This window comes from Spirillospora sp. NPDC049024, from assembly GCF_040649235.1.
Lineage (GTDB): Bacteria > Actinomycetota > Actinomycetes > Streptosporangiales > Streptosporangiaceae > Spirillospora.
Window position 1 is genome coordinate 111,847 of the sequence record NZ_JBEZFD010000013.1, and the last position, 14,925, is coordinate 126,771.

At 73.5% G+C, this 14,925-nt stretch carries 17 protein-coding genes; 11 read left to right on the forward strand and 6 right to left on the reverse strand.

What is annotated here, in order from left to right; genetic code table 11:
* Nucleotides 1–30: 30 nt before the first annotated feature.
* Entirely contained in the window at nt 31–639 is a 609-nt protein-coding gene (locus AB0C21_RS24250) for an HD domain-containing protein (RefSeq protein WP_353818713.1), read from the forward strand.
* Here the strand turns inward: AB0C21_RS24250 and AB0C21_RS24255 are convergent.
* Entirely contained in the window at nt 636–953 is a 318-nt protein-coding gene (locus AB0C21_RS24255; protein ID WP_500207125.1) for a DUF4031 domain-containing protein, read from the reverse strand. The two genes, AB0C21_RS24250 and AB0C21_RS24255, sit on opposite strands and share 4 nt — an antisense overlap.
* A gap of 124 nt (nt 954–1,077) precedes the next feature.
* Here AB0C21_RS24255 and AB0C21_RS24260 point away from each other — a divergent pair, with 124 nt between their 5' ends.
* A complete protein-coding gene (locus tag AB0C21_RS24260) occupies nt 1,078–2,469 on the forward strand; it encodes a dipeptidase (protein WP_500207347.1) in 1,392 nt (463 codons plus the stop codon).
* A 20-nt stretch (nt 2,470–2,489) separates the two neighbouring features.
* Nucleotides 2,490–3,443: an NAD(+) diphosphatase gene (gene nudC / locus AB0C21_RS24265; protein ID WP_500207127.1), complete on the forward strand. Its 954-nt coding sequence runs from the start codon at nt 2,490–2,492 to the stop codon at nt 3,441–3,443.
* Nucleotides 3,444–3,706: 263 nt separating this feature from the next.
* On the opposite strand, the gene AB0C21_RS24270 is transcribed toward nudC, so the two are convergent.
* Complete coding sequence (locus AB0C21_RS24270; protein WP_149263525.1) at nt 3,707–3,988, reverse strand: mycoredoxin; 282 nt, start codon at nt 3,986–3,988, stop codon at nt 3,707–3,709.
* A gap of 130 nt (nt 3,989–4,118) precedes the next feature.
* Between AB0C21_RS24270 and AB0C21_RS24275 the strand changes: the two genes are divergently transcribed.
* The 5 genes from AB0C21_RS24275 (at nt 4,119) to AB0C21_RS24295 (ending at nt 8,443) form a co-directional block, all read left to right on the forward strand.
* The gene (locus AB0C21_RS24275) at nt 4,119–6,185 is read left to right on the forward strand and encodes an ATP-dependent DNA helicase UvrD2 (RefSeq protein WP_500207128.1); all 2,067 of its coding nucleotides are present in this window, start codon (nt 4,119–4,121) and stop codon (nt 6,183–6,185) included.
* 51 nt (nt 6,186–6,236) lie between these two features.
* Entirely contained in the window at nt 6,237–7,127 is an 891-nt protein-coding gene (tesB, locus tag AB0C21_RS24280) for an acyl-CoA thioesterase II (RefSeq protein WP_149263527.1), read from the forward strand.
* A 224-nt stretch (nt 7,128–7,351) separates the two neighbouring features.
* Nucleotides 7,352–7,735 (forward strand): hypothetical protein, encoded by a 384-nt coding sequence (locus AB0C21_RS24285; protein ID WP_500207130.1) that lies wholly within the window; start codon nt 7,352–7,354, stop codon nt 7,733–7,735.
* 119 nt (nt 7,736–7,854) lie between these two features.
* Entirely contained in the window at nt 7,855–8,133 is a 279-nt protein-coding gene (locus tag AB0C21_RS24290; protein ID WP_052357680.1) for a WhiB family transcriptional regulator, read from the forward strand.
* A gap of 97 nt (nt 8,134–8,230) precedes the next feature.
* Nucleotides 8,231–8,443 carry a hypothetical protein gene (locus AB0C21_RS24295; protein WP_149263529.1) on the forward strand — a complete coding sequence of 71 codons (213 nt, stop codon included), beginning with the start codon at nt 8,231–8,233 and terminating at the stop codon, nt 8,441–8,443.
* Between the two features lie 291 nt (nt 8,444–8,734).
* On the opposite strand, the gene AB0C21_RS24300 is transcribed toward AB0C21_RS24295, so the two are convergent.
* Nucleotides 8,735–10,066, reverse strand: a complete 1,332-nt coding sequence (locus AB0C21_RS24300; RefSeq protein ID WP_235037284.1) for an ABC1 kinase family protein — start codon at nt 10,064–10,066, stop codon at nt 8,735–8,737.
* Between the two features lie 173 nt (nt 10,067–10,239).
* Here AB0C21_RS24300 and AB0C21_RS24305 point away from each other — a divergent pair, with 173 nt between their 5' ends.
* The 3 genes from AB0C21_RS24305 (at nt 10,240) to AB0C21_RS24315 (ending at nt 12,446) form a co-directional block, all read left to right on the forward strand.
* Nucleotides 10,240–11,040, forward strand: coding sequence for an enoyl-CoA hydratase/isomerase family protein (locus AB0C21_RS24305; protein WP_500207132.1), 801 nt, complete (start codon nt 10,240–10,242; stop codon nt 11,038–11,040).
* Between the two features lie 138 nt (nt 11,041–11,178).
* Entirely contained in the window at nt 11,179–11,769 is a 591-nt protein-coding gene (locus AB0C21_RS24310; RefSeq protein ID WP_500207134.1) for a M48 metallopeptidase family protein, read from the forward strand.
* A complete protein-coding gene (locus tag AB0C21_RS24315; protein ID WP_500207136.1) occupies nt 11,766–12,446 on the forward strand; it encodes a DUF2064 domain-containing protein in 681 nt (226 codons plus the stop codon). The genes AB0C21_RS24310 and AB0C21_RS24315 overlap by 4 nt, the downstream gene beginning before the upstream one ends.
* Before the next feature lie 29 nt (nt 12,447–12,475).
* Here AB0C21_RS24315 and AB0C21_RS24320 read toward each other — a convergent pair whose 3' ends face one another.
* From AB0C21_RS24320 to AB0C21_RS24330, 3 genes are all read right to left on the reverse strand, one after another.
* Nucleotides 12,476–13,027: an NUDIX hydrolase gene (locus AB0C21_RS24320; protein WP_500207349.1), complete on the reverse strand. Its 552-nt coding sequence runs from the start codon at nt 13,025–13,027 to the stop codon at nt 12,476–12,478.
* Between the two features lie 236 nt (nt 13,028–13,263).
* On the reverse strand, nt 13,264–13,440 hold the full coding sequence (locus AB0C21_RS24325) for a hypothetical protein (protein ID WP_500207138.1): 177 nt from the start codon (nt 13,438–13,440) through the stop codon (nt 13,264–13,266).
* Nucleotides 13,437–14,885, reverse strand: coding sequence for a zinc-dependent metalloprotease (locus AB0C21_RS24330; RefSeq protein WP_500207139.1), 1,449 nt, complete (start codon nt 14,883–14,885; stop codon nt 13,437–13,439). Before AB0C21_RS24330 ends, AB0C21_RS24325 begins: the two co-directional genes overlap by 4 nt.
* Nucleotides 14,886–14,925: the final 40 nt, after the last annotated feature.

Consider the following 14,925-nt stretch of genomic DNA (forward strand, 5'->3'; position numbering starts at 1 on the left):
GCCCGTCCCGCGATCCGCCAGGATGGCCCCATGGAACTTGTCGACCGGTGGGTGGCGCTGGCCGGACCCCACACCCGGCACATCGGCGCCGAGCTCGACCAGCGCTACGGCGAGCCGCACCGCCGCTACCACACCCGCGCGCACCTGGCCGCGGTGCTCGACCTCGTGGACGAGCTGGCCGGGCACGCCGAGGACCCCGACGCCGTCCGGCTCGCCGCCTGGTTCCACGACGCCGTCTACGACCCCGAGCGCGCCGACAACGAGGAGCGCAGCGCCCGCCTGGCCGCGCGCATGCTCGCCGACACCGACCTCCCGGAGCCGGTCGTCGCGCAGGTCGTCCGGCTCGTCGAGCTGACCGCCGCGCACGCGCCGGAGGAGGACGACCGCGACGGGCAGGTCCTCTGCGACGCCGACCTCGCCGTCCTCGGCGCGGAGCCCGAGGAGTACGCCGCCTACGCCGCCGCCGTCCGCGAGGAGTACGCGTTCGTCCCCGACGAGTTCTTCCGTGCGGGACGGGCCGAGGTCCTCAACGGACTCCTGGCGCTCCCCAGGCTGTTCCACACGCCCGCCGCACGCGAACGCTTCGAGGAGCGCGCCCGCAACAACATGCGGACCGAACTCCTGCTCCTCAACGCCTAGCCTGACGACAACGCCTGGCCAGGCGACGACGCCGAGCCGGCCGTCCGGGGCCGGTACGCCTTGCGGCGGCGCAGGCCCGCCTTCGTCAGCCGCAGCAGCAGCTCCTGGCAGCTCACCGCCTCGGCGCCCTGGAGCAGCGCCGCCTCGTAGAGCTCGGACGGGACGTCGTAATGGTCGCGCTCGAACGCCCGCGGCGGCATGCCCAGATCGGCGGCGAACAGGTGCAGCTCGTCGTACGACACGTCGCTGACCATGTGCGACCACACGCGGCCACGCGCGGGCCACAGCGGCGGGTCGATGAGGATCAAGGCCACTCCCGCGATCGAGGCAAGGGGATCCCTTACTGTGAGTTCCCCGGATCGGGGAACCCGAGGTTCCGGACGTCCGGAGATCCCGGACGCAGGACGCTCGGCCCGACATTACGACATGCGAAGGGGCATGCAGGTGAACGACGTAGTCGCCTACATCCAGGCGGACCGCGACCGGTTCCTCGCCGACCTCAAGGAGTGGCTGGCGATCCCGTCCATCTCCGGGGACCCGGCCCACGCCGACGACGTGCGCACCTCCGCCGGATGGCTCGCCGAGTACCTGCGCGGGCAGGGCTTCCCCACCGTCGAGGTCTGGGAGACCCCCGGCCTGCCCACGGTGTTCGCCGAATGGCCCGCCGAAGACCCCGGCGCTCCTTCGGTCGTCGTCTACGGTCACCACGACGTCCAGCCGGTCGAGCCGCTGGAGGAGTGGGAGACCGAGCCGTTCAAGCCGCTGGAGAAGGGCGACCGGCTCATCGGGCGCGGCGCGTCCGACGACAAGGGCCAGGTCTTCTTCCACACCCTCGGGATCCGCGCGGGGCTCGCCGCGTCCGGGCGGCAGGCCCCGCCCGTCACGATCAAGCTGCTGGTCGAGGGCGAGGAGGAGTCCGGCTCGGCGCACTTCGCCGAGCTGCTCCGCACCCACCGCGACCGGCTCGCCTGCGACGCCGTCGTCATCAGCGACACCACGATGTGGTCGGCGGACGTGCCGTCCATGTGCACCGGCATGCGCGGCCTCGCCGAGGCCGAGGTCACGCTGCGCGGCCCGGAGAGCGACCTGCACTCCGGCTCGTTCGGCGGCGCCGTCCCCAACCCGCTCCACGCGATGGCCTCGCTGCTCGCCGCCCTCCACGACGACGACGGCCGCGTCACCCTCCCCGGCTTCTACGACGACGTCGTCCCGCTGACCGACGAGGAGCGGGAGCTGTTCGCCCGGCTGCCGTTCGACGAGGCCGAGTGGCTGCGCACCGCCGGGAGCAGCCGCGCCGCCCACGGCGAGAAGGGCTACACGACCCTCGAACGCGTCTGGGCCCGGCCGACCGCCGAGATCAACGGCATGTGGGGCGGGCACACCGGGCCGGGCGGCAAGACGATCGTCCCCCGCGAGGCGCACGCCAAGATCTCGTTCCGGCTCGCCGCCGGCCAGGACCCCCGCAAGGTCCAGGAGCAGTTCAGGGAGTGGGTCGCCGAGCGGACGCCGGCCGGCGTCGAGGCCGAGGTCCGCACCCCGCACGGCGGCGTCCGGCCCTGCTTCTCCCCGATCGACTCGCCCGGCGTCAAGGCCGCCCGCCGCGCGATGGAGCGGGCCTTCGGGACCGACGTCCTGTTCACCCGGGAGGGCGGCAGCGGCCCCGAGGCCGATCTCGCCGACATCCTGGACGCGCCGCTGGTCTTCGTCGCGGTGGGTCTGGACGGCGACCGCATCCACGCCCCGAACGAGAAGGTCGAGATCCCGCTGCTGCTCAAGGGCGCCGAGGCCGCCGCGTACCTGTGGGAAGAACTCGCCACCGCGCTGCGCTGAACACGGCGGAGAGGAGCACGATGACCGACGCCCCGCTGGAGACGCCGCCTGCTCGGCAGGAGATCTCGCAGGACCCGCTGGAGTGGCTGGCGCTCGCGCGCGGCACGCTCGACCGCGTCGCGCTGAACCGGCGCGACGAGGCCTGGCTGGACGCCGCGTGGGCCGACCCGAGGACGCGCGTCCTGGTCGTCCACGAAGGGCGGGCGCTCGTCGTCTTCGAGCCCGCTCCCGCGCTCGTCCTGGTGCCGCCGGAGCAGGCGCCGGACGGCGGGCGGTGGCTCCTCGGCGTCGACGGCGACGGCGTCGCCTACTTCGGGGTGCCCGGCCCGCTGCCCGCCGTCGAGGGGGCGCAGCCGGCCGGGCTCCGGCGCGTCGGCGCCCTCCTCGGCGACCGGGACTCCGGCCTGCTCACCCACGCCGTCGCCCTGGAGCACTGGCACGACACCCACCGGTACTGCCCGCGCTGCGGCGCCGAGACCCGCACGGCCGCCGCCGGGCACGTGCGCGTCTGCCCCAGGGACGGCTCGGAGCACTTCCCGCGCGTCGACCCCGCCGTGATCATGCTGGTGACGGACGAGGCCGACCGCGTCCTGCTGGCCCGCGGCCCGCAGTGGCCGGCCGACCGCCGCTCGATCCTCGCCGGGTTCGTCGAGCCGGGGGAGTCCCTCGAACAGGCCGTCGCGCGGGAGGTGCAGGAGGAGGTCGGGCTGCCCGTCCGCGACGTGCGCTACCTCGGCAGCCAGCCGTGGCCGCTGCCGCGGAGCCTCATGATCGGGTTCACCGCGCGGGCGGACGGCGGCCTCCCGCTGCGTCCCGACCCGGAGGAGATCCTGGACGCCGCCTGGTACACCCGCGACGAGCTGCGCGCCGCCATCGACGCGGGCGAGATCGTCGCGCCCGGCCCGCTGTCGATCGCCGCCCAGCTCATCATGCGCTGGTACGGCGGCGACCTCCCGCATATGCCGCCGTTCTAGCCTGGCATTTCTCTCCTCCTTCGGGCCTGGCGGCCCTGCTGTGCTTATTGCAGTGCTCTCCTCCTTCGGGCCTGGCGGCCCTCCATCGTCGGGCACTGCGGCGATCGCTGGCATCGCTCCGGCTCGCCTTGCGGCTCGCTGCGCGATCAGGTTCTTGCTTCGCTCGAATCTGCCTTCGGACGCGATCGCGGGGCCCCAGGTTGTTGCGGGGATGCGGTGCGGGCTGGGGTGGTCGGCCCTTAGGCCCGAAGGAGGAGAAAACGCTAGGCAAGCTCCGCTAGGCGGCGCTTGACCTCTTTTGCGCTGGGGTTGGTCGCGGCGGAGCCGTCGGGGAACACGATCGTCGGCACCGTCTGGTTGCCGCCGTTGACGCTCATCACGAACTCGGCGGCCGCGGGGTCGCGCTCGATGTCGATCTCCACCATCTGGATGCCGTCGCGGGCCAGCTGGCTCTTCAGCCGCCGGCAGAACCCGCACCAGGACGTCGTGTACATGGTGAGCTGGCCGGCCGCGCCCTTGGCCCGGTCGGTCGTCGGCGTCGCCATCGGTTCCGCGTCTCCTTGCGCTCGGGGGTTGATGCCTAGCAAGAACATCACGTGACCGCTTCGCATTCCGCGTCGTCCACAGGCGGCGGAGATGGCTGATACAGGTGGGGCGGGCTGCGAGTATGGGGGAATGTCAGCTGAGTCGGTGCTGGAGGGGCTCGACCCCGAGCAGCGGGCGGTCGCCGAGGCGGTGAAGGGCCCGGTGTGCGTCCTCGCGGGCGCCGGGACGGGCAAGACCAGGGCGATCACCCACCGGATCGCCTACGCCACCCTCACCGGCGTGGTGACGCCGCAGCGGGTGCTCGCCGTGACGTTCACCACACGCGCGGCGGGCGAGCTGCGCAGCCGGCTGCGGCAGCTCGGCGCGCCCGGCGTGCAGGCCCGCACGTTCCACGCGGCGGCGCTGCGGCAGCTCGGCTACTTCTGGCCGCGCGTCGTCGGCGGCGAGGCGCCCAAGATCGTCGACTCGAAGATCGGGCTGGTCGCGGACGCGGCGCGGGCGTGCCGGCTCTCCCTCGGCCGCACGGAGCTGCGCGACGTCGCGAGCGAGATCGAATGGGCGAAGGTCACCCAGAACCGCCCCGAGGATTACCCGGGCGCAGTCGTGAAGGCGGGCCGCCGCCCGCCCGCCGAGGTCGTCGACGTGGCCCGCGTCTACGCGATGTACGAGCAGCTCAGGCGCGAGCGCAACCTGCTCGACTTCGAGGGCATGCTGGAGCTGACCGCCGCCGTCATCACCGAGCACCGCGAGGTCGCCAACCAGGTCCGCGAGCAGTACCGGTACTTCGTCGTCGACGAGTTCCAGGACGTCAACCCGCTGCAGAAGATGCTGCTCGACGCCTGGGTCGGCGACCGCGACGACCTGTGCGTCGTCGGCGACCCCAACCAGACGATCTACTCCTTCACCGGCGCGTCCCCGTCCCACCTGCTCGACTTCACCCGCGAGCACCCGGACGCCAAGGTCGTCAGGCTCGTGCGCGACTACCGGTCGACGCCGCAGGTCGTCCGGTTGGCGAACGGGGTGATCGGGCAGGCGCGGGGCGCGCGGCACAAGCTGGAGCTGGTCGCGCAGCGCGAGAACGGGCCCGAGCCCGTGTTCAACGAGTACGACGACGAGGTCGCCGAGGCCGACGACGCCGCGCGGCGCGCCCGCAAGCTGATCGAGGAGGGCGTCCCCGCGCGGGAGATCGCGATCCTCTTCCGGATCAACGCCCAGTCCGAGACCTACGAGTCGGCGCTCGCGGCCGTGGGCGTCCCGTACGTGCTGCGCGGCGCGGAGCGGTTCTTCGAGCGGCCCGAGGTGCGCGAGGCCGTGGTGCGGCTGCGCGGCGCGGCGCGGGCGGGCGCCGACGCCGAGACCGACGGCATGGGCCTGATCCAGACCGTCCGGCACGTGCTGAGCGGGGCGGGGTTCTCCGACCGGCCCCCAGAGGGCGCGGGCGCGGCCCGCGCGCGCTGGGAGTCCCTCGCCGCGCTGGCCCAGCTCGCCGAGGACATGGCCGCCGACAACCCCAGGGCTGGCCTCCCCGACTTCGTCGCCGAGCTGGAGGAGCGCGCCGCCGCGCAGCACGCGCCGCCGCTGGAGGGCGTCACGCTCGCCTCGCTGCACGCCGCCAAGGGCCTGGAGTGGGACGCGGTGTTCCTCGTCGGGCTGGCCGAGGGCACGCTGCCCATCGTCTACGCCAAGACGCCCGAGCAGATCGAGGAGGAGCGCCGCCTCCTGTACGTCGGCGTGACGCGGGCGCGCGTGCACCTGAACCTGTCGTGGGCGCTGGCGCGGTCGCCCGGCGGGACGCAGGCGCGCCGCCCGTCCCGCTTCCTGGACGGCCTGACCGGCAAGACCACCACGCACACGCCCGCCCGCGTCGAGCGGTCGAAGCGGCGCCCCGCCAAGGGGCCGCAGCCCTGCCGGGTGTGCGGCCGCCCGCTGACCGCCGCCGTCGAGCGCAAGCTCGGCCGCTGCGAGGACTGCCCCTCCGAGCTGAACGAGGAGCTCCTCCTCGCGCTCAAGGAGTGGCGCGCCCAGGTGTCCGCCGAGCAGAAGGTGCCCGCGTACGTGGTGTTCACCGACGCGACGCTCCAGGCGATCGCCGAGCACGCCCCCGAGTCGCTGGAGGACCTGGCCCGCATCCCGGGCGTCGGCAAGGTGAAGCTCGACCGGTACGGCGACGCCGTCCTCGGCCTCTGCGGGCACTGACACCAAGGGTGAGAGCCAGCTCACTCAAGGCCATAGGGAACACTGGCCACCGTGAAGGAATCGCTGAAGGAACTGCTGGACCTGCTCGACCTGGAGCAGATCGAGAACGACATCTTCCGCGGCCGCAGCCCCGAGGAGCGGCGGCAGCGCGTCTTCGGCGGGCAGGTGGCGGGGCAGGCGCTCGTCGCCGCCGGGCGCACCGTCCCCGCGAACCGGCCCGTGCACTCGCTGCACGCCTACTTCATCCGTCCCGGCGATCCGCTCGTCCCGCTCGTCTATACCGTCGACCGGGTCCGCGACGGGCGGTCCTTCACCACCCGCCGTGTCACCGCCGTCCAGCACGGCAAGGCGATCTTCACGCTGTCGGCGTCGTTCCAGATCGTCGAGGACGGCCCGACCCACCAGGCCCCGATGCCCGAGGCCCCCGCACCGGAGACGCTCCCGGACGGCCTGACCCGCCTCACGCCGCTGTTCGGCGAGGTGGGGGCGCGCGAGTTCGTCACCCGCCGCCCGTTCGACATCCGGCACGCGACGCCGCTGACGTGGGAGGCCGCCAAGGACCCCTCCCTCGCCACCCCGGAGTCGAAGGTGTGGCTGAAAGTGGACGGCGAGCTGCCGCACGACCCGCTGCTGCACGTGTGCCTCATGACCTACGCCTCGGACATGACGCTGCTCGACACCGTCCTGCTCAACCACGGGCTGGCCTGGGGCGACAAGCGGACGATGGGCGCCAGCCTCGACCACGCGATGTGGTTCCACCGGCCGTTCCGCGCCGACGAGTGGCTGCTGTACTACCAGGACACCCCGTTCGCCGGCGGCGCCCGCGGGCTCGCCCGCGGCCAGGTGTTCACCCGCGAGGGCGAGCTGGTCGTGTCCGTCATGCAGGAGGGGCTGGTCCGGGTCTCCGACGCCGTGCGCGAGCGCCCGGCCGACCGTTCGTGAGATGATCGTTCCGTACGCGGCTCCCGGGAGTTTCGACGCTCGCGAGGCGCGTGGAGTTCTGCGGAACGCGGGTGAATTCCCCCACGAAACCGCAGGTCAAAAATATCTTGCTTGATTCGGCGCGATCCCCGTACGCTCGATGCGAGCAATCAACCGGCCGACCGGTGTGGATCTTGGATCCGCCGGAGCCGGCCCGAGGAGCCAGAGAGGTGGTGTGCAGTCCGGTGAGCAACACGTTGATCAAATCCGCGTCGTCCTGGACCGCGGCCTGCTCCGGCGCCTCCCGCGCCCCGATGACCCGTCTCTCGAAGCCCGGCGAGTCCGCCGCGTATCTCGAGGCGTCCGTCGTCGAGGCGTCCGTCATGCGACAGCGTGAGCGCGGCATGCAGTGGCGCGACCTGCGCGGGCTGCGCGACCTGCGAGGGCTGCGCGGCACGAATCTGTGCGATCTGCGCTTCGAGCAGCGAATCCAGGACGACCAGGGCCGCAGTGTCTTCGAACACCTTCTCGAGGACATGAGCGCTCCGGCTCCGGCCACGGCCCACGTGGGCGTCACCTTCACGGGTGGCGTGTCGGGTCCGTACCCCTGGAGGCGACGACCGGTCTAGCACGAAGACCGGCAAGCCCCCAGGCCGCGGATCCAGACACCGGATCCGCGGCCTTCTTCTTTGTCCAGACCCACCGACACACCCGTTGAGATCCAACGAGAGGAACAAGGGTGACTGTGATGCAGGGGGCTCTCGCAGTGAGCGAGGAGGACCTCACGCTTCCGTGCCGGACCGACCCGGAGCTGTTCTTCGCCGAGGCTCCCGCCGACGTCGAGCTCGCCAAGGCGCTGTGCCTGGAGTGCCCGCTCCGCAAGGAGTGCCTCGCCGGGGCGCTCGAGCGCAAGGAGCCCTGGGGCGTCTGGGGCGGCGAGCTGTTCGTCCGCGGTGTGATCGTTCCGCGCAAGCGGCCCCGTGGCCGCCCGCGCAAGCACCCGCGGCCCGACGAAGTCGCGGTGTGAGGCACCGATGCCCGCCACGCCGCTGATCGGCCGATTCGACCCCGGAGGCGCGGCCCCCGCGAGGGGACCGCGCCTCCGGGCGGCAGGGGAGAACGAGATGACGATGCTCAGCGAAATGACGTTGCTCAGCCAGGACCTGTCCCGTGAGCGAATACCCGCGACCGTCCCCGACGAGCTCGCCGCCCGCGTGCTCGCGCTCCGGCGTGCCCGCCGCGAGGCGCGGACCAGGGCGTCGCGGGTGAGCCGCGTCCTGCTCGCGCCCACCGGGGCCGGCGGGACGTACACGCACGCGCCGCAGCCGCGGCACTGACGGACGACCCGATCGGACCAGGACCCGGCCGGACCACGACCCCGGCCGGGTCCTGACCCGAGAGGATCACGACACGACCCGAAAGACGCGGCGCGAAGGCGCGGCGCAGACAGACGAAGGGCCCGCCGGTAGCAGGCCGGCGTCCGTTCTTTCTTGGATGGTTTGGCGGACGGCACGCCTCCCGGCGGGCGCGTGGAGCGCGTCCGGTGGCCCACTCACCGGACGCGCGAACAGCGGGGCCCCGCGCACCTCATCAGTGCGCGGGGCCCCCGAGCTTCTCCTGGAGCGGTGTCAGCCGGTGACCAGTTCGCCGTCCGCGTCGTCGGCGAAGCCGGGCACCCACTTCAGCGACTCGGCGCGGGCCGGGATCTCGCACTCCAGCTGGCACAGCACGCCGGTGCCCGCCGACAGCACCCGGTGGATGATCACGTACTCGGGCGGCAGGTTCAGCTGCCGGACGACGTTGGAGGGCCGCAGGTCGGTGACCCGGGCGGCCATGTCGCGCAGCCACTCGCGGTTGAACTTGAACGTCTCGGTGACGAACGGCTCGGTGATCGGCGCGAGGAACGCCTGCAGCGACTCGGCGTCGATCTCCACGCCCTCGCGGATGAAGTCCTCCCGGCGCAGGGCCTCCTCGACCTCGTCGATGTCGGCCATCGTGCCGATCCGCAGCAGCAGCCCGAGCCGCTTCTGGAACCCGCCGGGGATGCGGTCGACGGCGCCGAAGTCCAGGACGCCGAGCCGGCCGTCGGCCAGCAGCCGGAAGTTGCCGGGGTGCGGGTCGCCGTGCAGCATCCCCGACCGCTTCGGCCCCGACAGCAGGAACCGGCAGTACAGCAGCGCCGCGTGGTCGCGGGTCTCCTGGTCGCCCTCGCTGATGATCTTCGAGAGCGCGGTGCCGTCCATCCACTCGGTGATCAGGATGTTCCCGGACTGCGCGATGACCTCGGGGATGTAGAAGTCGGGGTCGTCCAGGTAGGCCTCGCGGAACCGCGCCTGCGACTCGGCCTCGATGGTGTAGTCGAGCTCCTCGACCACCCGCTCCTTCAGCTCGGCCAGCATCGACTTGACGTCCAGGCCCGGCATCAGGACCCCGAACAGCCGGCCGAGCCGGGCGAGCTGGTTGAAGTCGCTGATCAGCGCCTTGCCCGCGCCCGGGTACTGCACCTTGACCGCGACGGCCCGGCCGTCGTGCCAGACCGCGCGGTGGACCTGGCCGATCGACGCGGCGGCCGCCGGCCGGTCGTCGAACGACTCGAAGTAGTCCCGCCAGTCCTCGCCGAGGAACTCCTCCAGCACCTTGTGGACGGTCGACACCGGCAGCGGGGGAGCGGCCTCCTGCAGCTTGGTCAGGGTGGCCCGGTACGGGCCGGCGATCTCCGGCGGCAGCGCCGCCTCGAAGATCGACAGCATCTGGCCGAGCTTCATCGCGCCGCCCTTGAGCTCGCCGAGCACCTTGAACAGCTGCTCGGCGGTCCGGGCCTGGATCTCCAGCGCGACCGCCTCGGCCGGGCGGCCGAAGGTCCGCTTTCCCATGCCGAGGGCGGTGCGTCCCGCGAAGCCGATGGGGAGGGACGCCAGCTTTGCTGACCGCGTCACCGCGCGGCGGGGGAGATCGCTCACGCCGCCCATTGTCGGTGATCGACTGTCGTTCACGCCACAACCCTGCCGAACTCTCCCCGATGCCGGAACCGGCACACCGTGCTGACCTGCGCGAACTCCGTAAGTGTGCGCTTTCTCACGCGGCGGAGGGGGCGGTCGGACGGCCGCGCGGCGGGCGCGGTACGGTGCCGGACATGTCCGCGGAGCCTGCCGACGTGCTGCTGATCGACCGCCGTCCCGACGGGGTCGCCGTCCTCACCCTCAACGACCCCGGCCGCCGCAACGCGATGGCGGACGGCCTCACCGCCGCGTGGAAGCGCGCGATCGAGGACCTGCGCGGCGACGCGGCGCTGCGCTGCGTCGTCGTGACCGGCGCGGGCACCGCGTTCAGCTCCGGCGGCGAGCTGTCCTGGCTGGCCGACGCCGGCGACGTGGCGGTCCCGCCGCTGCGCGACCGGATGCTGGAGTTCTACCGGACGTGGCTGTCGATCCGGGACCTGGAGGTGCCGACGATCGCCGCGGTCAACGGGCACGCGGTCGGCGCCGGCCTCTGCCTCGCGCTGGCCTGCGACCTGCGGTACGCGGCGCGGGACGCCAAGCTGCTCGCCCCGTTCACCGCGCTCGGCCTGCACCCGGGAATGGCCGCGACCTGGCTGTTCCCCGAGGTCGCCGGGCTGCCGCTGGCCCGCGAGATGCTGCTGGCCGGACGCGTCCTCACCGGCGCCGAGGCCGCCGAGAACGGCCTGGTCAACCGGGCGGTGCCGGGTCCGGACGTGCTGGAGGAGTCCCTCGCCGTCGCCGCCCGGATCGCCGCGCAGGCGCCGATCGCGACCCGGCTCACCAAGGTCGCCCTGGCGAACGGCGGCCACCCCGACATGGAGTCGGCGCTGCGCTGGGAGTCCCTCGCCCAGCCGGTGACGATGGCGTCCCGGGACATGCGGGAGGGGATCGCCGCGCAGCGCGAGAAGCGCAGCCCGCAATTCACCGGCGAGTAAAGTGCGCGGGCGCACCGCCGGGCCCATCCGCGCGGATTGGTGAAAGCGTGGAAGAACCCTTCAAAACGTAGGGGTTGACCTGCGGTAACGTCAAACACCCCCTGTGGATTTCGCAAAAATTCGAGTACGGTTCTGACCGTGCCCCCTAACGTTGAGGTCCGCCGCAGCCCGAGGCGCAGGCGCACCGTGTCCGCCTACCGTGAAGGCGACAAGGTGGTGGTGATGGTTCCGTCCAGGCTGACCAAGGCCGAAGAGGAACAGTGGATCGCGACCATCCTGGAACGGCTCGAGGAGAGGGAGCGCCGGCGGCGGCCCTCCGACGCCGACCTCGAGTGCCGCGCCCGCGAGCTCTCGCGCCGCTACCTGTCCGGCCGCGCCGACCCGGTCAGCGTCCGCTGGGTCGCCAACCAGCGCACCCGCTGGGGGTCGTGCACTCCCGACGACGGCACGATCCGGCTGTCCACGCGGCTGCGCGGCATGCCCGGCTGGGTCGTCGACTACGTCCTCGTCCACGAGCTGGCGCACCTGCTCATCCCCGGGCACGGCGCCGACTTCTGGGAGCTGGTCGGCAACTACCCGAAGGCCGACCGCGCCCGCGGCTACCTGGAGGGCGTCGCGGCCGCCGCGCACCTGCCGCTCGAAGCGGACGCGCCCGACGACGTCGCGGACATCCACCACGGCGACGGCCTGCACCGCGGCGGGGAGTACCCGCACGAGGCCGCCGGGTGACCGACCGGGTGACCGACGCCCCGGAGCCGGGGCCCGAAGGCCAGGCGCGCTGCGCCGCCGTGCTCGCGTGGCCGCCCCGCTCCCCGGCCGCGCCGCCCGGCCTCGACCCGGAGGAGTACCGGCTCGCGCTGCTCGAGGACACCTACGAGGTCGTCGCCGGACTCGAACTGGTCACGCCCGCGCTCGTCCTGGACCCGCCCGACCAGCCGGACGCCGAGGCCGTCACCTGGCCCGGCACGCCGATCGTCCGGGAACCCACCCTCGCCGGCGCGTTCGCGGCCCTGCACGCCCTCGGCGCCGGCACCGCCGCGCTGATCGCCCCGGACGCGCCCGACCTGCCGCCGCTGCTGATCGGCAAGCTCTTCCGCGCCCTCGGCACCGCCCCGGCCGCCGCCTGCCAGGCCGAAGGCGCCGCCGCCCGCGGTAACGGCCTGGTCGCCCTCGCCGCCCGCCTCCCGCTGCCCGGCTGGCTCGCCGCCGCCCTGCGCGAAACCGATCTCGACACCCCGGACGCCCTCGCCCGGCTCCGCGCCGCCGCGCCGCGCCCCGGGCTCGTGCCGCAGGGCCCCGGCTGGCACCGCCTGCGCACCCCGGACGACCTGCGGTTCCTCGACCCCGGCCTGGAAGGCTGGGAGAACACCCGCGCCCTGCTCGAAGGCCACCCGCTCGCCCGCTGACGGCTCGGGGCCGGGCAGCCCGCGGGGCGTCACACGCTCGCGTCGACCGCCCGCGCCACCAGCCGCCGGACCGCCGCGTCGGCCGACTCCGGAAGATCGTCGACCGGGAACCAGCGGAGATCGTCCGACTCGTCCGACACCGCGTGCCGGGCGCCCTCCGGAGCGACCGCGACGTACTGCACGTCCAGATGCCAGGTGCCCTGCGGATGGCAGCGGACCTCGTGCCGGTCGAGCTGGAGGGGCTCGGGCACCAGCCGCAGGCCCGCGATGCCCGACTCCTCCGTCGCCTCCCGGAGCGCCGCGCCCGCGAGCGTGAGATCACCCGGCTCGCAGTGCCCGCCCAGCTGGAGCCACGCCTTGACCTTCGAATGCAGCGTCAGCAGGACCCGGGTACGGGACGCGTCGAGCACGGCGGTGCTGGCGGTGATGTGCCCGTCCGCGCACTCGCGCCACATGCCGTCGGCCGGGTGCACCTCCAGATGGCGGAGGAACTCCAGGCGCAGCCCGTCCTGCCCGGGATCGGGCGCCTGCCAGGCAGACAGGACGCGCACGGCGTCCCCGTACAGGAACCCGGGCGTCAGCGACCGCGTGCCCAGCGGCCGCGCCCCCGGGGATGTCCTGTCCGGCGCCGCCGTCTCGGGCGTGAGGCGGACGGCGCCCGCGTCGGGCTCGAAGGCGTGGGTGGGCGGCTCGGCCTCGGGCCCGCGGCTCGCGGTGCCCATGTCCTGCGCTCCGCCGGGCGACCGGCCGCCCGCCCGTGGCGGCCCGTCGTCGTGCCGGGCGCCGGGGCGCCCGCGGCCCTTGCGCGGCGACCTCCTCATGTGCGGCCGACGCGGGGGTAGCGCGAGTTGTCGGGACGGCGGCGCCGCCTCTCCTGGTCGAGCGGGCGCTGCCAGCACAGGCTCGCCCGCGCGATCCGCCTCCGGATCGCGCTCGTGGACGAGCCGGGCTCGTACATGCAGCCGTTCACCCGCGACGGGCGCGCCCGGCTCATGCGCGCGGCCCTTCACCGTCGGGCCCGCGGTCCCCGCCGGGATCGCCGCCGGGCTCCTCGCCGTCCGGGCCCTTCTCGGCCTCCCCGGCGTCGGTCGCTTCGCCGGAGTCCTTCTCGTCCGGCTTCTCGTCCGGCTTCTCGTCCTCGTCCAGCCCCTTGGCGAGCTTGGACAGGTCGATGTCGGACAGGCCCTCGATCTCGTCGCGGCCGTGGACGAAGCCGTCCGGGTCGTCGAGGTCGTCCGAGGTCGGCAGCAGGTCGGGGTGGTCCCAGATCGCGTCCCGGCCCTGGGTGCCGCGCGCCTCGGTCAGCGACCGCCACAGCGCCGCCGCCTCCCGCAGCCGGCGCGGACGCAGCTCCAGGCCGACGAGCGTCGCGAACGTCCGCTCCGCCGGGCCGCCCGTCGCGCGGCGCCGCCGCACCGCCTCCGCCAGCTTCACCGAGCCGGGCAGCCGGCCCTCGGCGGCCTCGTTCACCACGGTGTCGACCCAGCCCTCGACCAGCGCGAGCGTCGTCTCCAGCCGGGCCAGCGCCGCCTTCTGCCGCGGCGTCTCCTCGGGCTGGAGCTGGATCTCCCCGCCGAGCGCCTCCTGGAGCGCCTCCGGGTTGCTCAGGTCGAGCCCCTGCACGGCCTGCTCGATGCCCGACAGGTCGACGGTGATGCCGCGCGCGTACTCCTCGACCGCGCCCAGCAGGTGCGAGCGCAGCCACGGCACGTGCGCGAACAGCCGCTGGTGCGCGGCCTCCCGCAGCGCCAGGTAGAGCCGGACCTCGTCGGAGGAGACCTCCAGGCCCGCACCGAACGCCTCGACGCCCGCGGGCAGCAGCGCGCCGACGCCGTCCGGCGCGAGCGGCAGACCCACGTCGGCGGAGCCGGTCACCTCGCGGGCCAGCGCGCCGAGCGCCTGCCCGGCCTGCCCGCCGACCATCGCCCCGGCCATCTGCTTGACCATCCCGATCAGCGGGCCCGCCATCGCCTGCACGTCGGCCGGGATCTCGCCGCCGCCGAGGGCACCGCCCATCGAGTCGACCATCCGGGCCGCGATCGGGTCGCACACCTTCGCCCACACCGGGAGCGTCTGCTCGATCCACTCCGACCGGCTCCACGCCTGCGGCGTGCGGATCCCGGCGGGCAGCGTCGTCCGCTCGTCGAGCCACAGCTCCGCCAGGCGCAGCGCCTCCTCGACCTGGCGCCGCTCGGTGTCCACGACCGACGGGTCGCCCTGCTCCACCACCGTGTGCCGGGCGATGTTCTTGGCCAGGTCCCAGTTGAGCGGGCCGCCGCCCTCACCGCCCGCGCCCTGCGCACCGATCATGTCCGCGAACCGGTGCAGCATGTCGGCGAACTGGGCCATGTCGCCGCCCATGCCCTTGAACGGATCCTGGGGCCGGTCGTCGTCGTCGCCGCCCCCGGGACGGTTGAAGCCGAACGGAGTGTCACTCATCGGTTTGCCCCTGGGATGCATGATGGGCTCATATCCGCAA

Excerpts from the sequence above, each read along its gene's own strand:
- AB0C21_RS24250 (WP_353818713.1), top strand. The coding sequence starts at position 31 with ATGGAACTTGTCGACCGGTGGGTGGCGCTGGCCGGACCCCACACCCGG.
- AB0C21_RS24260 (WP_500207347.1), top strand. The coding sequence starts at position 1,078 with ATGCAGGTGAACGACGTAGTCGCCTACATCCAGGCGGACCGCGACCGG.
- nudC (WP_500207127.1), top strand. The coding sequence starts at position 2,490 with ATGACCGACGCCCCGCTGGAGACGCCGCCTGCTCGGCAGGAGATCTCG.
- AB0C21_RS24270 (WP_149263525.1), bottom strand. The coding sequence starts at position 3,988 with ATGGCGACGCCGACGACCGACCGGGCCAAGGGCGCGGCCGGCCAGCTC.
- AB0C21_RS24275 (WP_500207128.1), top strand. The coding sequence starts at position 4,119 with ATGTCAGCTGAGTCGGTGCTGGAGGGGCTCGACCCCGAGCAGCGGGCG.
- AB0C21_RS24290 (WP_052357680.1), top strand. The coding sequence starts at position 7,855 with ATGCAGGGGGCTCTCGCAGTGAGCGAGGAGGACCTCACGCTTCCGTGC.
- AB0C21_RS24295 (WP_149263529.1), top strand. The coding sequence starts at position 8,231 with ATGACGATGCTCAGCGAAATGACGTTGCTCAGCCAGGACCTGTCCCGT.
- AB0C21_RS24305 (WP_500207132.1), top strand. The coding sequence starts at position 10,240 with ATGTCCGCGGAGCCTGCCGACGTGCTGCTGATCGACCGCCGTCCCGAC.
- AB0C21_RS24325 (WP_500207138.1), bottom strand. The coding sequence starts at position 13,440 with ATGAGCCGGGCGCGCCCGTCGCGGGTGAACGGCTGCATGTACGAGCCC.
- AB0C21_RS24330 (WP_500207139.1), bottom strand. The coding sequence starts at position 14,885 with ATGAGTGACACTCCGTTCGGCTTCAACCGTCCCGGGGGCGGCGACGAC.